The following is a 15,958-nucleotide window of genomic DNA, read 5'->3' on the forward strand; positions in this document are numbered from 1 at the left end:
ATTCGTCACCCGCCCGCCACTGTCACCCTCAGAGGCTCAGCCGGTCGATCTCGGCCAGCTCCTCCTCCGTCAGCGGCCCCCCGGCCAGCGCGTCGAGGTTCTGGTCCAGCTGGGCCACGCTGCTCGCCCCGATGATCACCGACACCACCCGCGGGTCCCGCAGCACCCAGCACAGCGCCAGCTGCGCCAGGCTCTGCCCGCGTCCTTCGGCGACCTTGTTCAGCGCCCGCAGCTGCTCCAGCTTCTGCTCGGTCAGTGCCTCCTCCTTCAGGAACTTGCCGACCGACATCCGCGACCCGACCGGCACCTGTCCGGAGAGGTAGCGGTCCGTCAACAGGCCCTGGGCGAGCGGCGAGTAGGCGATCAGGCTGGTCTGGGTGTCGCCCACCGCGTCCAGTACCCCGGCCTCCTCGACCTTCCGGTTGAGGATCGAGTACACCGACTGGTTCAGCAGGACCGGCGTCCCCAGCTCGCGCAGGATCGCCACCGCCTCCCGGTGCTGCTCGGCCGGGTAGTTGGAGATCGCCGCGTAGAGCGCCTTGCCCGAGCGCACCGCGCTGTCCAGCGCCCCCATCGTCTCCTCGATCGGGGTCTCCGGGTCGTAGCGGTGCGAGTAGAAGACGTCGACGTAGTCCAGTCCCATCCGTTCCAGCGACTGGTCCAGGCTGGCCAGCAGGTACTTGCGGCTGCCGCCGTTGCCGTACGGGCCGGGCCACATGTCCCAGCCAGCCTTGGTCGCGATGAACAGCTCGTCGCGGTACGGCCGGAAGTCCTGCGCGAACAGGTAACCGAAGTTGCGCTCGGCGCTGCCGTACGGCGGGCCGTAGTTGTTCGCCAGGTCGAAGTGGGTGACACCCCGGTCGAAGGCCCGGCGCAGCACCGCCCGCTGCACGTCCAGCGGCTGGGCGTCACCGAAGTTGTGCCAGAGCCCCAGCGAGACGGCGGGCAGCTGCACGCCACTGCGGCCGGCCTTCCGGTAGGTCATCGAGGCATAGCGGTCATCCGCGGCGAGGTAGCTCATGCCGGACATCTTGCCAGCCGGGCCCGCTCGATCAAGCCCTTGCCCGACTTTCCGGCCGCTGCTTATCCTCGCGGAGGACCGTGTGGGCCGTACAGAGCGACGAGCGAGGCGAGGGGGAGCGTGATGGCAGTCCGGACCGTGACCGCCGCGCCCCGCTGTTGTTGTCGTCGCACCCGCCGCAGCACCGCGCGCTGAGGCCGCCGCCGAGCGGCCTCGCCCGCCGGGTCCGTCCTGGATCCAGACCCGCCCCCGGTTCGGGCTCCGATTCCGGTCCCCGGTCCGCCCCGGTGCTGCCCGCCCGAGCGCAGCGCCGCCGTGCCCGTACCGCACCCGTCCCCGCAGCGCTCCGAGCGGCCCAGTGCCCTCCCGTCCTCCGACCATCGAGCGCCCCAAGGAGACCGCCGTGCGGTTCACCGTCTCGTCCCTCGTCGCCAACGTCCCCGATCCGGTCACCGGGGTCCGGCGCAGTCCGCAGCAGAAGCTGCGGAACGTGATCGACCAGGCCGTCCTGGCCGAGCAACTCGGTTACGACGGTTACGGGGTGGGGGAGCGGCACGGCGAGCCGTTCCTCTCCCCGGCGCCGCCCGTCCTGCTGAGCGCGATCGCGGCCCGCACCACCACCATCCGGCTGTTCACCGCGGTGACCGTGCTCAGCGTCCTGGATCCGGTCAGGGTCGCCGAGGACTACGCACTGCTGGACCAACTGTCGGACGGCCGGGTCGAGTTGATCATCGGCAAGGGCAATGACCCGCGCCACTTCGGCCTGTTCGGTCTCCCCGAGGAGCGTCAGTGGGAGGCGCTCGCCGAGAACTACGCACTGCTGCGCAGGCTTTGGCGCGAGGAGAAGGTGACCTGGCAGGGGTCGACCCGCCCGCCGCTCACCGAGGTCACCGTCTGGCCGCGCCCGCTGCAGGAACCGATCCCGGTCTGGCACGGCAGCGCGACGAGCACCGGGTCCACCGACCTGGCCGCCCGCTTCGGCGACCCGCTGTTCTCGGCCAACTCCTTCCATCCGCTGGCGAAGTACCGGGCCCTGGTGGAGCACTACCGCGAGCGCTGGGAGCACTACGGCCGCGACCCGAAGGAGGCCCGGGTGGGTGCGAGCTTCGGTGGGCTGTACGTCGCGAAGCGCTCCCAGGATGCCGTCGAGGGCTTCCGCCCTTACTGGGACGCGATGTTCAACTCGGCGGCGGGCAGGCACAACAACTCGCCGTTCGGGTCGCTGGAGGACGCGCTGGAGGAGGGGTCGGCCCTGGTCGGCAGTCCGCAGCAGGTGGTCGAGAAGATCCACCGCTACCACGAGGCCTTCGGCAACGAGGTGGTCGGCATCGGGGTGGACGCGCTGACCGAGGGTGCCCAGCGGGAGCAACTGGAGCTGTTCGCCGAGGAGGTGGCCCCGGTGATCCGGCGCGAACTTCCCTGAGGGGCCGGCCCCGCCCCTGTCGGTCGGTGCCTACTCCGTGTGACGCCCGCCACGGTACGTGACGTGACGCGCGCCACCGGCGGAGACGGAATGCCCCTCGGTGGCAGGGGGATGGCGAACGGTCGAGGGGCCGTGGCCGCCGGGGGGCGGCGCACGGCCCTCTGTTCTTCCGCGGGCCATCCCGTCGCGCGCTCCCACTACGCGTTCCCACCGTGCGTTCCCACCGCCTGCCCCCACTGTTTGCTCCCGCCCGGCGAGGAAAACCACTTCCCTCTGTACCTACTGGTATGTACAGTGGGGCCATGAGCACCCAGGACCGCCTCATCGAGAGCACCCAGGCACTCCTCTGGGAGCGCGGCTACGTCGGCACCAGCCCGAAGGCCATCCAGCAGCGCTCCGGCGTCGGCCAGGGCAGCATGTACCACCACTTCACCGGCAAGCCCGACCTCGCCGCCGCCGCCCTTCGCCGCAGCGCCGAGCAGATGCGGGGCATCGCCGAGGCCGACCTGGCCGCCCCCGGCACCGCGTACGACCGGATCGCCGCCTACCTGCAGCGCGACCGCGAGGTGCTGCGCGGCTGCCGGATCGGCCGGATGGCCCAGGATCCGGACGTGGTCGCCGACCCGCAGCTGCGCGCCCCGGTTGAGGAGACCTTCGACTGGCTGCGCGGCCGGATCGCCGACCTGGTCGCCGAGGGGCAGACGCACGGCGAGTTCGCCCCGGGCCTCGACCCGGCGGACACCGCCGCCGCCGTGGTCGCGGTCGTCCAGGGCGGCTACGTCCTGGCCCGCGCGGCGGACAGCGCCGAGCCCTTCGACCAGGCCGTCCGCGGCGCCCTCGGCCTGCTCGCCGCCCACCGCCGGGCCTGACGACCGAAGCCCGCCGACTGCGGGCCGAACCACCGTTGAAGCCCGCCGAGCCCGGGAGTCCCGCCGTGCACGCCATGCAGTACGAGATCACCCTCCCCGCCGACTACGACATGGGCATCATCCGCAAGCGCGTGGCCGACAAGGGCCACCTGCTCGACGCCCACCCCGGCCTCGGCCTCAAGGCCTACCTGGTCCGCGAGCGCGGTCAGGACGGCTCGCCGGTCAACCAGTACGCGCCGTTCTACCTCTGGCGCACCGCCGAGGGTATGAACGGATTCCTCTGGGGCCCGGGCTTCCGAGGTCTGAGCGCCGACTTCGGCCGCCCCGTCGTCCACCACTGGCTCGGCGCGGGCCTGGCCGAGGGCAGCCGGACCGAGGCTCCGACCACCGCCACCCGCACGACCGTGCGGCTCCCCGAGGCCGCCGACCCGGCCGAGGTGGTCGAACGGGCGCTGGCCGAACTCCCCGCGCAGCACGCGCACCCCGCCCTGCACACCGCCGTCGTCGCCGTGGACCCCAGCCGTTGGGAACTGCTCAGGTTCGCCCTCTGGCACGGCCCGGCCCCCGAGGACGTGCCCGGTACCCGCTACCGGGTGCTGCACCTGTCCCGCCCCGAACTCGACCGGCTGCCGGCCGGTCGCCACTGGTGAAAGGTCCCCTCCCCGCGATGCCCGCCACGCCCCTGCCCCCGCCCGCCCCCGCCGACGTCGCCGCAGCCTCGCTCGCCCCCGCCGACCTCGCCCCGGCCGCCCTCGACCGCGAAGCCGGCTACGCGCTGCTCGCCGAGCTCGGCGGCCCGGTCGCCGCCGAGACCCTCGGTGGCCTGGACGCGCTCGCCCCCGGCTTCCCCGACTGGATCGTCACCAGCCTCTTCGGCGGCACCTACCAGCGCCCCGGCCTGGCCCTGCGCGACCGGCAGATCGCCAACCTGGCCGCGCTGACCGCCCTCGGCGGCGTCGAGCCGCAGCTCGCCGACCACGTCCGCAACAGCCTGCGGATCGGGCTGACGCGCGAGGAGATCACCGAGGTCATCGTCCACCTCGCCCCGTACGTCGGCGTCCCCAAGGCCCTGGCCGGCCTGCGGGTCGCCACCACGACCTTCGCGGCCGCTTCGGCCGGCACCGGGGCAGCCGGCACCGGGACGGAGGACGCGGCATGACGGCGACCCGCACGGTGCGGACCGTCCTCGGCGACCTCGCCCCCGCCGAGCTGGGCGCCACCGACTCCCACGACCACCTCTTCATCCGCAGCCCCCTGCTCCCCGGCCAGGAGCTGGACGACCCGGCCGCCGCCGAGGACGTGCTGCGCGCCTACGCCGCGGCCGGCGGTCGCACCTTCGTCCAGTGGACCCCGTGGGGCATGGGCCGCGGCGCGGAGTCCCTCGCCGCGCTGTCCCGCGCGACCGGCGTTCACCTCGTCGCCGCAACCGGCGCGCATCAGGCCGCCCACTACCCCGCAGGCCGTCTCCCCGGCCCCACCTCGCACGCCGTCCCGGGGGCGGTGCCGTCCCCCGACCTGGCCGAGCGCTTCGTCACCGAGCTCACCACCGGTCTCCCTGCTCTCCCCGGTCTCCCCGGCGGCGCCGTCGACGGCGTCCGGGCCGGTCTGATCAAGATCGCCGACGACGCGGGCCCGCTCACCGAGCACACCCGCCGGACGGCAGCCGCAGCCGCCGAGGCGCACCACGCCACCGGCGCCCCGATCGCCGTCCACCTCGAACCCGCGGGCGACCCGCACGGCCTCCTGGACCGGCTCTCCGGACGCCACGGAGTGAGCCCCGACCGGATCGTGCTCGGCCACCTCACCCGCTTCACCGACCGGTCCGTGCACCGCAGCCTCGCCGCCGAAGGCGTGTTCCTCGCCCTGGACAGCCCCTCCAGGATCGGTCACCCCGACGACCTCCAGGCCTTCGACCTGATCGCCGACCTGGTCGAGGCTGGCCACGCCGACCGCCTGCTGCTCGGTGCCGACACCACCACTCGGACGGCCCGCGCGGCCGGCGGCCCGGTCCGGCTGCTCACCGAGCTCGCCCCGCGGCTGGCCCGCACCTTCGGGCCCGAGCTGCCCGACCGGCTGCTGGTCACCAACCCGGCGGTCGCCCTGGCCGTCGACTGGCGCACGCCCTGAGAGCATCTGGACCGCTGGACCGCTGGACCGCTGGACCGCTGGACCGCTGGACCGCTGGACCGCTGGACCGCTGGACCGCTGACCGCTGACCGCTGAACCGTCCCGTGCGCCCATGGAGCGGGGCCTGTGCCCCATGGGGGATGGCACAGGCCCCGCCGTCGTCCGGACCCAGAATTCACAACCGGACCCACGGTTCACAGCCGGACCGAGGGTTCACGGCCGCGGGCTCACATGTGGGTGCCGCCGTCGATGCGGAGCTCGGTGCCCGTGACGAAGGCGCCGTCGTCGGAGGCCAGCATGGCGATCACGCCGGCCACCGTCTCGGGGCCTGCGAAGCCCTGGCCGAGGGCGGGGGAGAGCTTGCCGAGCAGGCTGAAGTCGGCGTCGGCGGGCAGGCCCGGGTTGTTGGTCATGCCGCTGTCGATGCTGCCCGGCGCGACGCAGACCGCGCGCAGGCCCTGCTTCGAGTACTCCGAGGCGATCGCGTGGGTGAAGGACTGGATGCCGCCCTTGGTCGCGGCGTACGCGGCCATGTAGGGGTGGGCGAAACTCGCGGAGGTGGAGCTGAAGTTGACCACCACGCCCCGGCCGTCGGTGAGCAGCGCGGGGAGCGCCTCGCGGGTCATCAGGAAGGTGCCGGTCAGGTTGACCGCGAGGAGCTTGTTCCAGAACTCCAGGGTGGTCTCGTGGGTGTGCGAGGAGCGCAGGATGCCGGCCGCGTTGACCAGGACGTCCAGGCCGCCCAGGCCCGCGATCGCCTCGGCGACGCCCGCCGCCACGGCGGCCTCGTCCGAGATGTCCAGCACCTGGATCGTCAGGCGCTCGGCGGTGCCGTCGGCGGCCGCGCGGTCCAGGGTCTTCTTCAGGCCGTCCTCGTTGACGTCGACGGCGACGACCTTCCCGCCCTCGGCGAGGATCCGGTGCACGGTCGCCTGGCCGATGCCAGAGCCGCCGCCGGTGATCAGGACGTTCCGTCCGCTGAAGCGCTCCATGGTGGTTCTCCTTCGTTCGTGGTCTCTCGACCTCAAGAGGCACGGTACGCCTGGATGGCACGTTGTGCCAATAAGGCTTGATGTGACATGTCGGCGCGACGTGCCATGCTGATCGTCGAGTGCGTACGCTGACCCCTGTGACCGGACGCCCGACCCTGACCCAGCGCCGCCGTGATGCCACCCGGCTGGAGATCGCCCGCACCGCCGCCGCGCTCTTCGCCGAGCAGGGCGCCGAGGCGACCACCGCCGAGGAGATCGCCGCCGCCGCGGGCATCTCGCTGCGCACCTTCTACCGGTACTTCTCCGTCAAGGAGGACGCCGTCGCCCCCTTGCTGGCGGCGGGCGGGCAGCGCTGGGTGGACCTGCTCGCCGAGAGCCCGGCCGAGCTCCCGCTGCGGGAGGCGCTGGAGCGCTCGGCGGTCGAGTCGCTGACCCCGGCCGACGACGGCGCCGTCGAGGCGATGCACTGGACCCGCAGCCTGCTGCGCGACCCCCGGCTGGACGGCACCTGGCAGCGGGTCCACTCGGCGTCGGAGGAGCGGCTGCGGTCCGTGCTGGCCGACCGCTGCCCGGAAGGCGCCGACCCGCTGGAGATCCGGCTGGCCGCCGCCGCGGCCACCGCGGCGATCCGGGTGGCCCTGGAGCAGTGGGCGGCCTCGGAGGCGCCGGTGACCGGCCCGGGCTCCCCGCAGGACCTCGGTGCCCGCTGCATGCGCGAGCTCACGGCGGGCCTGCGGCTCTGGGGTCGGACGGCCGAGGCGTGGCCCCACGGCCGCAGCCGCACAGCCGCCGATCAGCTTCCTCCCAGCTCCCGCTAGGGTTGGTCCTCGTGCCCCGGTGGGGGAACCGGGGTGATCGCCTCGGATGTCCCTGAGCGGAGGGGGCGCGGAGTTCGAGGCGTGGGAGCAACTGGGACATGGGTCTGACGAGCCACAAGGTGCTGGCACTGGCCGTACTGATCGCGGTCGTGATGATGGTCGGCACGGTCTGGCTGTGGCCCAGACTCGCCAGGAAGAGCTGGCAGGCGGTGCTCGGCCGGATCGGCGCGCTGCTCACCACCCAGCTCGCGGTGCTCGCCGCGCTCGGCCTGGTGGCCAACAACTACTTCGCGTTCTACAGCAGTTGGGACGACCTGCTGGGTACCGGCAGCACCGGCCCGGTGGTCATACACAACAAGGCGGACGCCTCCGGCCGCCTGCTCGTGGAGACCATCGGCCAGGCGTCGGTCAAGGGCGGCGGCGCGATGGGCCGTGAGCCCGGCCAGTCCGGCGAGATCCGCAAGGTCCGGATCGACGGCAAGGAGAGCCGGCTCTCCACCGAGGGCTTCGTCTACCTGCCGCCGCAGTACTTCCAACCCGAGTACGCGCAGCGGCAGTTCCCGGCCGTGATCGTCAGCACCGGGTTCCCGGGAATCGCCGAGAACCTGATCACCCGCTTCAACTACCCCGGCGCCGCGCTCAAGCTGCTGCAGGAGGGTCGGATGCAGCCGACCGTCATGATCATGCTGCAGCCCTCGCCCGCCCTGCCGCAGGACACCGAGTGCGAGGACATTCCGGGCGGCGCCCAGTCCGACACGTACTTCACCAAGGACGTCACCTCGGCGATCCAGGCCAGCTACCGGGTCTCGACCGATCCGCACGCCTGGGCCTTCATGGGCAACTCGACCGGCGGCTACTGCGCGGTCAAGATGGCCATGCGCCACCCGGACGTGTTCCCGACCGCAGTCTCCCTCTCCGGCTACTACGACGCCGCCGACGACCCGACCACCGGTGACCTCTTCGGCGGCAGCAAGCAGCGCCGCAACGAGGCCAACCTGATGTGGCGGCTGAAGAACCTGCCGCAGCCGGAGGTCTCGGTCCTGCTGGCCGGCACCAAGAAGGGCGACGGCAACTACCGGCAGGAGACCGAGGCGTTCGTCGACGCCGTCCAGAGCCCGATGAAGGTCTCGTACAGCATGCTGGAGAACGGCGGCCACAACTTCGAGACCTGGAGCACGCTGCTGCCGTCCTCGCTGGAGTGGCTGTCCCAGCACCTCAAGGTGCCCGCCCAGCCGGGCCACACCGTCTGACGCCCCTCGGGCGACGCCCCCCTCGGACGAGGCTTCCCTCAGGCGAGCCGGCGCCGAGCACACGATGAACCCCCGGAGCGCCAGCCGATGGCGCTCCGGGGGTTCATCGCATGCTCGGCGCGGAGCCGGTCAGGCCACCCGCTCCAGCGTCCCGGTGTGCAGCTGGCCGACCCGGCCGCCCTCGCCCTCGAAGGTCCAGAAGGCCCGGACGGTCAGCGCGTTGAGGTCCATCACATGACTGACGGTGATCCCGCTCTGCTCCGTCCAGCTGACGAAGTAGATCTCCGGCGCGACCTCGGCGACGTGCAGCCGCACGTCCTCCCACTGGCCCGCCGACTCGCCGAGGCCCTCCCAGCGCAGCCGGGTGCCGTCGGCCGAGTAGGAGTTGCGGAAGGCCGCGCCGTTGTCGACCTGGAAGAGGTAGGTGCGGCCGGCGAAGGCGGGCAGGGACGCGGTCATGGTGGGGCGGGACCTCTTCTCGGAAGCGTGCGCCGCGACGGTCACGGACGGTCACGGGCGGTGCGGATCGTGCGGCTCGGGTTCGGTGCTCTTTGTGCACCGCGGAAAACGCCAGGGTTCCAATTTATCCGACCGGGCGGACTCGGGCGGCCCCGCGCCACGGTACGGTCCGCCATCGCCCGGCCGCCCGCGGTGTGCGACCGGCACATGGGCACGGACGACGCGCCGGTCCTACCGTCCACGCCCATGAGACGTGCCCCCACCAGTGCCCCCACCAGCGCCGCAGCCGGGCTCCCGGCCCGGAGCCCCGCCCGGACGCCCGCCCGGACCCCCGCCGGACGCGTCCCCGCCGCACTCGTCGCGCTGCTGCTGACCCTCACCGCCCTCCTCCTCGGCGCCCCCACCGCCGGCGCGGCCCCTACCGCAGCCACGGCGACCGCCGTCCCCCTCACCCTCGAAGCGACCTTCCCCGCCCCCGGCAACGGCTGGGCGAAGGTCGAGCGCTACCTCGACCCCACCCCGGGTTTCGGCCCCGAGCAGTACCCCGCCGACGGCCGCGGTGACCAGGACGGCGCCCGCCGCACCTACTTCGGCACCGGCGAGCCCTCCTCGGCACGCTTCCTGCTCTACTCGGCCACCGGCTGGGACGCCGGCGGCACCGGCACGCCCGTCCTGCTGGTCCACGGCGCCAACGACAACGCCGACCGGGCCTGGGCGAACCCGGGGGAGAGCGGCACCTGTGGGGCGTCCGCCTGCCCCTCCACCGGCCTGGCCCAGTACCTGGCCAGCACCGGCCGCCGGGTCTTCGCCGTCGGCTTCGCCCACAAGCAGGGCGACAACCTGCTCCAGGCCCAGGCCGTCGGCGACGCGCTCGCCCTGATCCGGGCCCGGCTCGGCGTCCCCCGGGTCGACGTGGTGGCCTGGAGCAAGGGCGAGGTGGCGGCCCGGGCGTACGTGTCCTCGGTGCGCCCGGCGCGGGGACAGGCGTACGCGGGCGACGTGCGCCGCCTGATCACCCTCGGCGGGCCGAACGGCGGGCTCGACTACGTCTACGCACACGGCTGGGACTTCGACCTGGCCACCTGGCCGGCCTGCGGGGGCACCGCCAACGCGCCCTCCCCGCACCTGTACATGACCTGTTACGGAACGTACACGGCGCAGCCCTGCCTCGGCGTGCTGCCGACCGGCGGCAGCGACTGCTACCCGGGCCAGCGCCAGCTGCTGGCCCGCTGGGACGCGACCTACGGGGTGGACACCACCGCCCAGGACTGGTGGACCACCTACTACGGCGGCCAGGGCTTCTACACCTCCGGCCAGGGCATCCAGGCGGCCGTCGACGCCGGCTCGCTGATCGCGCCGCTCCAGCGGGCCGGGATCCCGGCCTCGGTGCCCACCTACCTCCTCGCGGGCGGGTCGGCCGACATCCCGGGCGTGCTGAACGAGAACCGCGGACCTAGCGACGGCATCGTGTTCACCGCGAGCGCCCTGGACACCACCGGCATCGCGACGGTCGGCGGCACCCGGCTGCTCACCGGGCTCAACCACCTGGAGCTGGCCTGGGCGCCGGACGCCGAGGCCCAGGTCGCCGCCTGGCTCGGCTGAAGCTCCGGCCGTGCCCTTGGCCGAGCCCTTGGCTGATCCCTTCGCCGAGTCCCCGGTCGAACTTCGGTCGAGCCCTTGGGTGAGCCTCCGGGCACCGCCCGGGGATTGATCAACTCGCCGACCACGCAGCGTCGTTGATCGACACCACTGTGAGCTGTGCGACAACCGGCCGGATCCAGTTGTCCGTTCACGGACGGACTGCCTAGCCTGCAACGGTCGTCCGCCGTCGCGGACCCCGCCGCCGGGACGCCGAGTCCCGTCCACCCGCCGGCGGGCACTCGAGCACCACAGCGGACGGGAGCGGGGGAACCAAGGTCAGCGCCCGGCCCGTACGCACCAGCGTGCGGGCCGTGGCTAGGGGTGAAGCCGCTCCACAGGCGGCCGGGCAACTGCAGCCCGAATCCGACAGCTCACCTCGCAGGCGTCGCAGAGGACCCGCCATGCACCAGCCTGCCGGGCGCCGTCGCGCGCCCCGCCACGCCCGTCCCTCCCACCGCGGCCGTAACGCCGCCCTCGCCGCCACCGGCGCGATCGCGATCACCGGCGCCGGCCTGTTCGCGCTGCCGTCCGGCGCCCAGGCCGCCACCGCCCCGACCGTCACCCAGGACCGGCTCGCCCCCGCCGCCATGGTCGCCGGCCAGGCCACCACCGCTTCGCTGGCCCTGCACTCCTCGTCCTGCGTCACCGCGAAGACCGTCGGCGTCGGCGTCCGCGACGCCCGCGGCACCAACCTGGACTTCCCGGGCAACGCGAGCAACGTGCAGATATGCCCGAGCGGGTTCAGCTTCACCAGCGGCGCGCGCACCCTGCCCGCCGGGACGTACAATCAGTTCGGCTTCTGGCAGGACCTCGGCGGCGCCTGGCACAACCTGCCCTCGCAGCAGCTGGTGGTCTCCCGCGCCGGTACCGCGACGCCGACCCCGACCCCGGCGCCGACCCCGACCGCCAAGCCGTCCCCGACCCCGGTCCCGACCACCGCCCCCACCGCGCAGCCCTCCCCGAGCGTCACCCCGACCCCGACCCCGAGCGCCACCGCGACCCCGAGCACCCCGGCGCCGTCCTCCCCGATCGCCGGCAAGTCGCTGACCTGGTCCGACGAGTTCAACGGCCCGATCGCCTGGGGCCAGCGCTGGGTCGGTGACAAGAGCACCGCGTACAAGTACGGCAACCACAACCCGGGCGACAACAAGCTCGACTGGCTGAACAAGAACAACGTCACCGTCGCGAACGGCGTCGCCACCTTCACCGCCACCCCGGGCGGGCCCGCCCTGGAGAACGGCCAGCAGTCCTGGAACACCGGTTTCCTGACCACCGAGGGCTCCGCGGAGGGCTTCCAGGTCAAGACCGGCGACTACGCCGAGGCCCGGGTCAAGATGCCCTCCGTGGCCGGCGCCTGGCCCGCCCTGTGGACCTGGAAGAACGGCAACGGGGAGATCGACTCCTTCGAGTACCACCCGGACAACCCGAACCTGCTGGAGCTGACCAACCACGTCAACCCCAGCAACCCGGAGTACTACACCGACGCCAAGGCCGTCGCCGCGGACCAGTGGGTGACCATCGGCACCTACTACGGCGCCAACTCGGTGGACTGGTACGTCAACGGCGTCAAGGTGTACTCGGACAACAAGGGCGTGGGCGCCAACTTCTCGGCGTACCTGATCCTCAACCTCTCGGTGAGCGCCGGAAAGTACCACCCGGCGCCGCAGGGGAACACCCCGATCAGCTTCTCCGCCGACTACGTGCGCGTCTACCGCTAGGCCGTCGCGTAGGCCGTCGAGGCCAGCCGACCCCCAGGACCAGCCGCTCTCAGGAACCGGCAGCCTCCCGACCTCCCCGAGGTCGGGCGGCTGCCGGTTCTTGCGTCTCCACCCGTGCTGTGCAGATGAATTGACGGGGCATCACGTCAGTGGACCCGGAGGTCAGGGCGCCAGGACCTGCCCGAGCCGGGCCGCGATCTGGTGCATCACCGGTACCAGCGCGGACTCCCCCGCCTGCTCCTCCAGGGCCCGGATCCGGGCCTCCGGGCCGGACACCGACAACGCGGTGGGTGTCGGCGCGCCGGGCACCGCGAGCGCGATGCAGCGGACGCCGATCTCCTGCTCCTGGTCGTCGACCACGTACCCGCGCTCGCGCGCCTCGGCGAGCTGGTCCATCAGCTGCTGCGGGTCGGTGAGGGTGTACTCGGTGTGCGCGGGAAGCGGGTTGGGGCCCAGGATCGCGCGTGCCTCGTCCTCCGGCAGCTGGGCGAGCAGCGCCTTGCCGACGCCGGTGCAGTGCGGCTGCACCCGCCGCCCGACCTCGGTGAACATCCGCATCGAGCGCCGCGACTGCACCTGCCCGACGTACACCACCTCGCCGCCCTCCAGCACCGCCAGGTTGGCGGTCTCGCCGGTGGCCTCCATCAGCTCGGCCAGGTACGGGCGGGCCCAGCTGCCGAGCAGGCGGCCGGCCGTCTCGCCGAGCCGGATCAGCCGGGGGCCGAGGGTGTAGCGGCGCGCGGTGTCCTGGCGGACGTAGCCCTGCTGGACGAGGGTGCGGACCAGTCGGTGGATGGTCGGCATGGGGAGGCCGGACGTGCTGGAGAGCTCGCTGAGGGTGGCGATCCCGCCGGAGTCGGCCAGCGCCTCCAGGAGTTGGAAGGCGCGCTCGACGGACTGCACGCCGCCGCTCGCGCGGTCGGCGCCTGTCGTCGATGCTGTGTCGGGGGTCGCAACCACCGGCGTTCCCTTCGCTGTCGGGGAGGAGTAGAGTCCCGGCGACCTCTTCAACAAACCGTTGAAATTCTGTATCGCGGAAACTAGTCTCCACCTTACAGAATCGAACTCGCCGACAGGCGGGTAACGATCGAGGAAGTTCCCCAGGAAGTTCCCACCGGAGCTCCCTTCGTCAGGCTCAACCGTCTTAGGAGTGTCCTGCTCATGGCTGCAGATCAGGGACCCTCCCCCAGCCTCCGGCCGGGGGTACCCCCAATCACCTCCTCTCTCGCCGCTCCGGTCGTCACTGTCGCCGGACCGCGCGTCCACCGGGCGGAGGAGGTGCTCACCCCGGAGGCGGTCGCCTTCGTCGTGGGCCTCCATCGCGCCTTCGAGGGCCGCCGGCAGGAGCTCCTGGCGAGGCGGAGGACCCGACGGGCGGAGATCGCCCGCACCGGCACGCTGGACTTCCTCCCCGAGACCGCCGACGTCCGGGCCGGGGACTGGAAGGTCGCCGAGGCACCGCGCGCCCTCCAGGACCGCCGGGTCGAGATCACCGGCCCGACCGACCGCAAGATGGTCATCAACGCGCTCAACTCCGGGGCGCGGATCTGGCTCGCCGACTTCGAGGACGCCACCTCGCCGACCTGGGAGAACGTGGTCAGCGGGCAGGTCAACCTGATCGACGCCTTCGAGGGCCGGATCGACTTCACCAGCTCGGCCGGCAAGGCCTACGCCCTCAAGCCCGCCGCCGAACTCGCCACCGTCGTGGTCCGCCCGCGCGGCTGGCACCTGGACGAGAACCACCTGCTGGTCGACGGCGTCCCGGTGGCCGGCGCCTTCGTCGACTTCGGCCTGTACTTCTTCCACAACGCCGCCCGGCTGCTCGCCAAGGGTGCCGAGGACCCCAACTCCGGCCCGTACTTCTACCTCCCGAAGACCGAGAGCCACCTCGAAGCCCGGCTCTGGAACGACGTCTTCACCCACGCCCAGGCCGAGTTGGGCATCCCGCACGGCACCGTCCGGGCCACCGTGCTGATCGAGACCATCACCGCGGCCTTCGAGATGGACGAGATCCTCCACGAACTGCGCGAGCACGCGGCCGGCCTCAACGCCGGGCGCTGGGACTACCTGTTCTCGATCGTCAAGAACTTCCGCGACGCCGGCGAGCACTACATCCTGCCGGACCGCAACAGCGTCACCATGGCCTCGCCGTTCATGGCCGCCTACACCCGACTGCTGGTGCGGACCTGCCACCGGCGCGGCGCCCACGCGATCGGCGGCATGGCCGCGTTCATCCCCAGCCGCAAGGACCCCGAGGTCAATGCCGCCGCCCTGGAGAAGGTCAAGGCGGACAAGGACCGCGAGGCCGGCAACGGCTTCGACGGCTCCTGGGTCGCCCACCCGGACCTGGTCCCGGTCGCCCGGGCCTCCTTCGACGCGGTGCTCGGCGAGCGGCCGAACCAGAAGGACAACCCGGGACCGGCCGAGCCGGTCGGCGCCGCCGAACTGCTCGACATCGCGGGCGCCGGGGGCACCTGCACCCGCGCGGGGCTGCACAACGCCGTCCAGGTGGGCCTCCGCTACATCGAGGCGTGGCTGCGTGGGTTCGGCGCCGTCGGCATCTTCAACATGATGGAGGACGCCGCCACCGCCGAGATCTCGCGCTCGCAGATCTGGCAGTGGATCCACAACGGGGTGGTGCTCGCCGACACCGGCGAGAAGGCCACCTCGGAGCTGGTCCGCACCCTGGTCGCCACCGAACTGGCCGAGCTGCGCGCCGAGTTCGGCGACCAGGCCTACGAGGCCGGCCGCTGGCGGGAGGCCGCCCAGCTCTTCGAGCAGGTCGCCCTGGCCGAGGAGTTCGCGGACTTCTTGACCCTCCCGGCCCTGCCGCTGCTCGGCTGAGCGGCACCCCTTTCCCCCCAACTCCGTTCCGTACGGCGACGAATCCACCTGTCCTCTCGTCGCCGTGCGGAACGGCCTTTTGCACCTGAGGAGTTCAGAGATGGCGCGCATCTTCTTCAACGGCCAGGCGATGGTCGGTGGCCCGTTCCACGCCAAGGTCGCCGACGCCCTGATCGGCCCGGCCCGCACCGCTCCGGGCTACCGTTTCTTCTCCATCGACCACAGCGGCGGGACGGACGTCTGCCCGGGCCTGCTGTCCGACCCGGCGGTCGACAGCGCGATCGAGGGCGAGCTGTACGAGATCACCCTGGAGCGCCTGCGGGACGTCATCCTGCCCGGCGAGCCCCGGGAGTTGGAGCTCGGTGTGATCGAGCTGGAGGACGGTTCGGCGTGCTTCTCGATGCTGCTCGCCCGCGGTGAGGTCGAGCGCGGAGTGCACCGCGAGATCACCCACCACGGCGGCTGGCGCGCCTACCTGGCGACGCTCGGGCGCACGGCCTGACGGCGAACAGCTGACAGCTGACAACGAACAGCTGACAACGAACAGAGTTCAGCGAACAGATGACGGCATTCATCATCTGTTCGCTGAACTCTGTCATCTGAAATCTGTTCGCTGAATCCTGTCCGTTGAACCCCGTTCCGTGAACGCCGCGGCCCCGAACCCTCGCCGTGGGTTCGGGGCCGCGGTCCGCACGCCCGGCCGGGCGGGCGGAGGGCGGGAACGGACCGGGGCTGGGCGTTGCCGGCCTCAGTGGGGCGGGGGGGGCGGGGGGGCGGGGCGGGGCGCCCCCCGCCC

At 72.5% G+C, this 15,958-nt stretch carries 15 protein-coding genes and 1 riboswitch; of the genes, 11 read left to right on the forward strand and 4 right to left on the reverse strand.

Features of this window, described 5'->3' with window-relative positions:
• Window positions 1–28 precede the first annotated feature (28 nt).
• A complete protein-coding gene (locus ABTZ03_RS15380) occupies window positions 29–1,021 on the reverse strand; it encodes an aldo/keto reductase (RefSeq protein ID WP_350513433.1) in 993 nt (330 codons plus the stop codon).
• A 403-nt stretch (window positions 1,022–1,424) separates the two neighbouring features.
• On the opposite strand from ABTZ03_RS15380, the gene ABTZ03_RS15385 reads away from it, so the two are divergent.
• The 5 genes from ABTZ03_RS15385 to ABTZ03_RS15405 all read left to right on the forward strand — a co-directional run bounded on the left by ABTZ03_RS15385 (window position 1,425) and on the right by ABTZ03_RS15405 (window position 5,440).
• Window positions 1,425–2,444 carry an LLM class flavin-dependent oxidoreductase gene (locus ABTZ03_RS15385; RefSeq protein WP_350513434.1) on the forward strand — a complete coding sequence of 340 codons (1,020 nt, stop codon included), beginning with the start codon at window positions 1,425–1,427 and terminating at the stop codon, window positions 2,442–2,444.
• 302 nt (window positions 2,445–2,746) lie between these two features.
• Window positions 2,747–3,313 carry a TetR/AcrR family transcriptional regulator gene (locus ABTZ03_RS15390; protein ID WP_350513435.1) on the forward strand — a complete coding sequence of 189 codons (567 nt, stop codon included), beginning with the start codon at window positions 2,747–2,749 and terminating at the stop codon, window positions 3,311–3,313.
• A gap of 65 nt (window positions 3,314–3,378) precedes the next feature.
• The gene (locus ABTZ03_RS15395; RefSeq protein WP_350513436.1) at window positions 3,379–3,963 is read left to right on the forward strand and encodes a DUF4865 family protein; all 585 of its coding nucleotides are present in this window, start codon (window positions 3,379–3,381) and stop codon (window positions 3,961–3,963) included.
• A gap of 17 nt (window positions 3,964–3,980) precedes the next feature.
• Window positions 3,981–4,472: a carboxymuconolactone decarboxylase family protein gene (locus tag ABTZ03_RS15400; protein WP_350513437.1), complete on the forward strand. Its 492-nt coding sequence runs from the start codon at window positions 3,981–3,983 to the stop codon at window positions 4,470–4,472.
• A complete protein-coding gene (locus ABTZ03_RS15405; RefSeq protein ID WP_350513438.1) occupies window positions 4,469–5,440 on the forward strand; it encodes a phosphotriesterase family protein in 972 nt (323 codons plus the stop codon). Before ABTZ03_RS15400 ends, ABTZ03_RS15405 begins: the two co-directional genes overlap by 4 nt.
• A gap of 227 nt (window positions 5,441–5,667) precedes the next feature.
• Here ABTZ03_RS15405 and ABTZ03_RS15410 read toward each other — a convergent pair whose 3' ends face one another.
• Window positions 5,668–6,432 (reverse strand): SDR family NAD(P)-dependent oxidoreductase, encoded by a 765-nt coding sequence (locus tag ABTZ03_RS15410; RefSeq protein ID WP_350513439.1) that lies wholly within the window; start codon window positions 6,430–6,432, stop codon window positions 5,668–5,670.
• Window positions 6,433–6,569: 137 nt separating this feature from the next.
• Between ABTZ03_RS15410 and ABTZ03_RS15415 the strand changes: the two genes are divergently transcribed.
• Together ABTZ03_RS15415 and ABTZ03_RS15420 are read left to right on the forward strand one after the other, a co-directional pair.
• Window positions 6,570–7,250 carry a TetR family transcriptional regulator gene (locus tag ABTZ03_RS15415; protein WP_350513440.1) on the forward strand — a complete coding sequence of 227 codons (681 nt, stop codon included), beginning with the start codon at window positions 6,570–6,572 and terminating at the stop codon, window positions 7,248–7,250.
• 98 nt (window positions 7,251–7,348) lie between these two features.
• Window positions 7,349–8,500 (forward strand): alpha/beta hydrolase, encoded by a 1,152-nt coding sequence (locus tag ABTZ03_RS15420; protein ID WP_350513441.1) that lies wholly within the window; start codon window positions 7,349–7,351, stop codon window positions 8,498–8,500.
• 129 nt (window positions 8,501–8,629) lie between these two features.
• Here the strand turns inward: ABTZ03_RS15420 and ABTZ03_RS15425 are convergent, their stop codons facing one another.
• The gene (locus tag ABTZ03_RS15425; protein WP_350513442.1) at window positions 8,630–8,959 is read right to left on the reverse strand and encodes a phenolic acid decarboxylase; all 330 of its coding nucleotides are present in this window, start codon (window positions 8,957–8,959) and stop codon (window positions 8,630–8,632) included.
• Window positions 8,960–9,205: 246 nt separating this feature from the next.
• Between ABTZ03_RS15425 and ABTZ03_RS15430 the strand changes: the two genes are divergently transcribed.
• Window positions 9,206–10,561 carry an esterase/lipase family protein gene (locus ABTZ03_RS15430; RefSeq protein ID WP_350513443.1) on the forward strand — a complete coding sequence of 452 codons (1,356 nt, stop codon included), beginning with the start codon at window positions 9,206–9,208 and terminating at the stop codon, window positions 10,559–10,561.
• 324 nt (window positions 10,562–10,885) lie between these two features.
• A riboswitch (cyclic di-AMP (ydaO/yuaA leader) is annotated at window positions 10,886–10,993 on the forward strand.
• Between the two features lie 8 nt (window positions 10,994–11,001).
• Complete coding sequence (locus ABTZ03_RS15435; protein ID WP_350513444.1) at window positions 11,002–12,318, forward strand: glycoside hydrolase family 16 protein; 1,317 nt, start codon at window positions 11,002–11,004, stop codon at window positions 12,316–12,318.
• A gap of 162 nt (window positions 12,319–12,480) precedes the next feature.
• Here ABTZ03_RS15435 and ABTZ03_RS15440 read toward each other — a convergent pair whose 3' ends face one another.
• Window positions 12,481–13,278 carry an IclR family transcriptional regulator gene (locus ABTZ03_RS15440; RefSeq protein WP_350513445.1) on the reverse strand — a complete coding sequence of 266 codons (798 nt, stop codon included), beginning with the start codon at window positions 13,276–13,278 and terminating at the stop codon, window positions 12,481–12,483.
• A gap of 201 nt (window positions 13,279–13,479) precedes the next feature.
• On the opposite strand from ABTZ03_RS15440, the gene aceB reads away from it, so the two are divergent.
• Both aceB and ABTZ03_RS15450 read left to right on the forward strand, forming a co-directional pair.
• On the forward strand, window positions 13,480–15,162 hold the full coding sequence (gene aceB / locus ABTZ03_RS15445) for a malate synthase A (RefSeq protein ID WP_502894475.1): 1,683 nt from the start codon (window positions 13,480–13,482) through the stop codon (window positions 15,160–15,162).
• A gap of 100 nt (window positions 15,163–15,262) precedes the next feature.
• A complete protein-coding gene (locus tag ABTZ03_RS15450) occupies window positions 15,263–15,664 on the forward strand; it encodes an allophanate hydrolase-related protein (protein WP_350513446.1) in 402 nt (133 codons plus the stop codon).
• Window positions 15,665–15,958: the final 294 nt, after the last annotated feature.

It is taken from the genome of Kitasatospora sp. NPDC096077 (assembly GCF_040303245.1).
Taxonomy (GTDB): domain Bacteria; phylum Actinomycetota; class Actinomycetes; order Streptomycetales; family Streptomycetaceae; genus Kitasatospora.